This window comes from Novosphingobium sp. 9U, from assembly GCF_902506425.1.
In the GTDB taxonomy this organism is placed as follows: Bacteria; Pseudomonadota; Alphaproteobacteria; order Sphingomonadales; family Sphingomonadaceae; genus Novosphingobium.
In genome coordinates, this window is sequence record NZ_LR732523.1 from 1 (window position 1) to 2606 (window position 2606).

Sequence of the window (2606 nt, forward strand, 5' to 3'; positions counted from 1 at the left end):
GACCTGGATCGAGGACTACAACGACTATCACCCCCACTCGGGCCTCAAGATGCGCTCACCACGCGAGTTTCGAGCGGCTCAGGTTGAAACGTCCTGAGGGGTGTCCGGTGAATTAGGGGCCAGATCAGTCGACCACGATGCGGCAAATGTCGCCGCAAAGCGCTGGCTGCGCGAGGTGGCCAACGCTCGGGTGCACGCCACCACAGGCGAAATCCCTGCCATGCGCCTGGAGCAGGAGCGTTGCGCTCTCCGACCCGTGCCCGCGCCCTATGCGGGACGCATCGTGCGACGGCAGGACCGCCGGGCGCCGATCGCGTCTCGGCCGCTGGTCGGTATGCAGCATCCGTTGGCCACCTACGATATGCTGGTTGGAGCGGGCCTGTGAGCGATCTCCAGCACGAACGCATCAAGGCACTATGCGCCGAGCTGAAGTTAGCTGCGGTCCCAGGCTTATACGGAGCGACGGCGCAAGGCGCCGCCGCAAGGCAGGCATCCTTCAGCGACTTTCTCGAGGACACGCCCAAGGGAGAGCTCGACACTCGCCGGCAGCCGCGAGATGCAAGCGCGGGTCGCCGGATTCCCGGTCATAAAGACCTTGGACCAGTACGACTTTGGATTCGCAACCGGCGCGCCGCTCCAGCTCATCACCGAACTCGCCAGCCTCGCCTTTGTGGAGCGCGCCGAAAACGTCGTACTGCTCGGGCCATCAGGTGTCGGCAAGACGCACCTGGCCATTGCACTCGGCTATTTGGCTACCCAGCGCGGGTGGAAGGTGCGCTTCATGACCGCGGCGGATCTCGCTGTGCTGCTGGCCGCGGCTCAGCGCCAGGGGCGCTGAAAGCAGGCGCTGCATCGTCTAATCAACGTCCATAGATTGCTCGAAGTCGACGAGATTGGCTATTTGCCTATGGACAGAGAGCAGGCCAACTTGTTCTTTTAGGTCATCGCCAAGCGCTACCAGCGCGGCTCAATCATCCTCACTTCAAATCTGACTTTCGGGAGCTGGGATCAAGCGTTCGCGGGCATGACGGTACTCACCGCCGCTATGCTCGACCGGCTGCTGCACCACTCCACCGTCGTCCAGATCTCAGGCGTAAGCTACCGGCTCAAGGACAAGCGCCGCGCAGGACTGGTTCCTTGACCGAACGACAGGGGCAAATAGAAGACAACGTCTGGGGGTGGGGCTCGCCCCACCCCCAGACAACAAGGTGGGTCAGATTTCAAACGGCGACCCAAGCCTACATGGGTCAGTTTTCAAGCGGCGTTGACATGCCGCTCACATCCCGGGTCAAGCAGAGCGGAAGCTGATAATCTGATTGGCGGCTGCCTTATGACCTTGCTGCCGCATGCCGCAGGAGGCATGAAGCCACGGAGGACGCCGCCTAATCGATCGGACTGCTCATGCGAATCTTGCGACCCGTCCAACTCAGAAGAAGTGTGGCGCGGCAATCGGCTTAGGCCTCTTCCGATAGCCCGCTTCGATCGTCAGGCAACGCCGGGCAGTTGACTAAAATTTATTGTTCGCGCGTCATACCGGCAGCAATCTGGAGGCGGCACTACAGTGGAGAAAGCAGACAAGTCGGGCGCACAGCAGGCGCTGGCCTTCTTGACCTTTCATCGGCTCTCTCCAACTCCCCAAAACTATACTCTCGGTTACATCGCGCTCAACGAACCAAGCTCTCGTATCGCGCAAGCGGTGAAGGCGATCGCCGACGATGGCCTTCGTATCCGGCAGGCCGAGGCGGATGAGATTGTTGCGCTATATGCAGGCGACAGCATTCGCCACGCTACGTCGGGCGACGACAACGAACGTCGCAAGCTACACGAGCAAGCCACTCGGCTTGGGGAGTTGACCGCCAGCGCCGTCGCAGAGTCTGGAAGGTTCACTCGCGACTTGGACAGCAATGCCCGAGCGCTGGACAGTCAGGCGGCGCGTACGGTTCAGATCGTCGCTCGCATGATTGAACGATCCAAGCAGGCAGATGATAGCTTCCGCAGCGCGATGCGCGAGATCGAAACTCTACGACACGAACTCGCCAGCGCCCGTGAGGAGGCGGAGCGTGACGGTTTGACCGCTTTGCCGAATCGCCGTTACGCCGATCGGCACCTGCAAGAGCTAGCAAGCAGGGGTCGGATACGCACGTTCGGCATCTGCGACGTGGATTATTTTAAGTCGGTCAACGATCGCTTCGGACACACAGTAGGCGACCGAGTTCTGAAGATGGTCGCAAACGTCGCTCGGAGCCACCTGCTCGCCCCATGTCGTAGCTCGTTGGGGTGGCGAAGAGTTCATTCTGATTATGGACGGCGATGTGGCACAAGACTGCGTCGCGCTGCTGGACCGGGCACGGGAGGAGTTGGCATCGCGTCGGTTTCGATTGCGCGAAACTGACGATCCGCTCGGTCAGATCACCTTTTCAGCGGGGGTGGCGGTCGCTCACGGTGATCACAGCAGCACACCAGCTGATCTGGCCCCTATTTCACCGGACACCCCTCAGGACGTTTCAACCTGAGCCGCTCGAAACTCGCGTGGTGAGCGCATCTTGAGGCCCGAGTGGGGGTGATAGTCGTTGTAGTCCTCGATCCAGGTCTTGATCAATGCCAGT

Annotated in this window: 4 protein-coding genes and 1 pseudogene; 4 read left to right on the forward strand and 1 reads right to left on the reverse strand. The window is 60.9% G+C overall.

Translation table 11 applies throughout. The features are described from left to right. Positions 1–100: 100 nt before the first annotated feature. From GV044_RS22435 to GV044_RS22925, 4 genes and pseudogenes are all read left to right on the forward strand, one after another. The gene (locus tag GV044_RS22435) at positions 101–385 is read left to right on the forward strand and encodes a hypothetical protein (protein ID WP_236555133.1); all 285 of its coding nucleotides are present in this window, start codon (positions 101–103) and stop codon (positions 383–385) included. Continuing rightward, positions 382–1141, forward strand: a pseudogene (gene istB, locus GV044_RS19840) (IS21-like element helper ATPase IstB). The gene GV044_RS22435 and the pseudogene istB overlap by 4 nt, the downstream one beginning before the upstream one ends. Positions 1142–1561: 420 nt before the next feature. Continuing rightward, complete coding sequence (locus GV044_RS19845; RefSeq protein WP_159874153.1) at positions 1562–2392, forward strand: diguanylate cyclase domain-containing protein; 831 nt, start codon at positions 1562–1564, stop codon at positions 2390–2392. Next, on the forward strand, positions 2301–2513 hold the full coding sequence (locus GV044_RS22925; RefSeq protein ID WP_159874155.1) for a hypothetical protein: 213 nt from the start codon (positions 2301–2303) through the stop codon (positions 2511–2513). The genes GV044_RS19845 and GV044_RS22925 overlap by 92 nt, the downstream gene beginning before the upstream one ends. On the opposite strand, the gene GV044_RS19855 is transcribed toward GV044_RS22925, so the two are convergent. Continuing rightward, the coding region (locus GV044_RS19855; RefSeq protein WP_159872873.1) for an integrase core domain-containing protein at positions 2495–2606 on the reverse strand (112 nt) is incomplete at its 5' end. The genes GV044_RS22925 and GV044_RS19855 overlap by 19 nt on opposite strands.

Coding starts and splice junctions, on each gene's coding strand:
- GV044_RS22925 (WP_159874155.1), top strand. CDS start 2,301: ATGGACGGCGATGTGGCACAAGACTGCGTCGCGCTGCTGGACCGGGCA.